This is a genomic window from Actinotignum sp. usb-actsch-rep-73, assembly GCF_059082735.1.
The window spans coordinates 1-944 of the sequence record NZ_JBHNPV010000035.1 but is presented as its reverse complement, the minus strand read 5'-3'; the positions used below and the strand labels follow the sequence as shown (position 1 = coordinate 944).

Annotated in this window: 2 protein-coding genes; both read left to right on the top strand. The window is 57.2% G+C overall.

Annotation, left to right across the window (positions count from 1 at the left end; genetic code table 11):
* A partial coding sequence (locus tag AC5RE1_RS02275) for a DNA methyltransferase (RefSeq protein ID WP_493938264.1) occupies positions 1 to 297 on the top strand: 297 nt, incomplete at its 5' end.
* On the top strand, positions 294 to 944 hold a 651-nt coding region (locus AC5RE1_RS02270), incomplete at its 3' end, for a DNA cytosine methyltransferase (protein ID WP_493938263.1). The genes AC5RE1_RS02275 and AC5RE1_RS02270, both read left to right, overlap by 4 nt.

Below are 944 nucleotides of genomic sequence, written 5' to 3'. Positions count from 1 at the left end.
AATGCTGACCACCCGACCAGCAAGCCGCTGGATTTGTTGGCGTATCCGATCGGGAACTCCACCCAGGCCAACGCGATCGTGCTCGACACCTTCGCAGGCTCAGGCTCCACACTCATGGCAGCTGAGGCAACCGACCGCATCTGCTATTGCATGGAGCTTGATGAGAAATACGCGAGCGTTATTTTGCGCCGTTATGCCGAACATACAGGGGACGCTGCCGGGATTACTTGCCTGCGAGGCGGCAAGGAATACGCGTATTTGGATTTGGTGCGCGATGTTGAGGGGGGTGAACCGTGAGTGAGTTGACGTTGGGTTCCTTGTTTGATGGCTCGGGTGGTTTCCCTCTCGCAGGTATTCAGGCGGGTATTCGTCCTGTGTGGGCGAGTGAAATCGAGCCATTCCCGATTCTCGTTACGACCCGCCGTCTGCCGCAGCTCACTCATGTGGGTGATGTGACCACGGTCAACGGGGCTGATGTTGATGCGGTGGATGTGATCACGTTTGGTTCTCCCTGCCAAGACCTATCCGTTGCAGGTAAACAAGCAGGCCTGGCGGGTGAACGCTCGGGTCTGTTCTTTCATGCTGTACGAATTATTGACCAGATGAGGAAAGCAACCCATGGAATGTTTCCACGCTACGCGATCTGGGAGAATGTCCCTGGCGCGTTCTCCTCACACAAAGGATCCGATTTCGCCACCGTCCTTACCACGCTCACGCGCATCGTCGACCCGAGCACGCCTGATATGCCTGTCCCTGAGGGTGGATGGCCGTACGCGGGATGTGTCATGGGTGAGGGATTCTCACTGGCATGGCGTGTACTCGATGCGCAACATTTCGGCCTCGCCCAACGACGCCGCCGCATCTACCTTGTCGCAGATTTTGCAGGCCGATCCGCACCCGAGATTCTTTTTGAGCCCGCGAGCTTGCCAAGGAATCCTGAATCG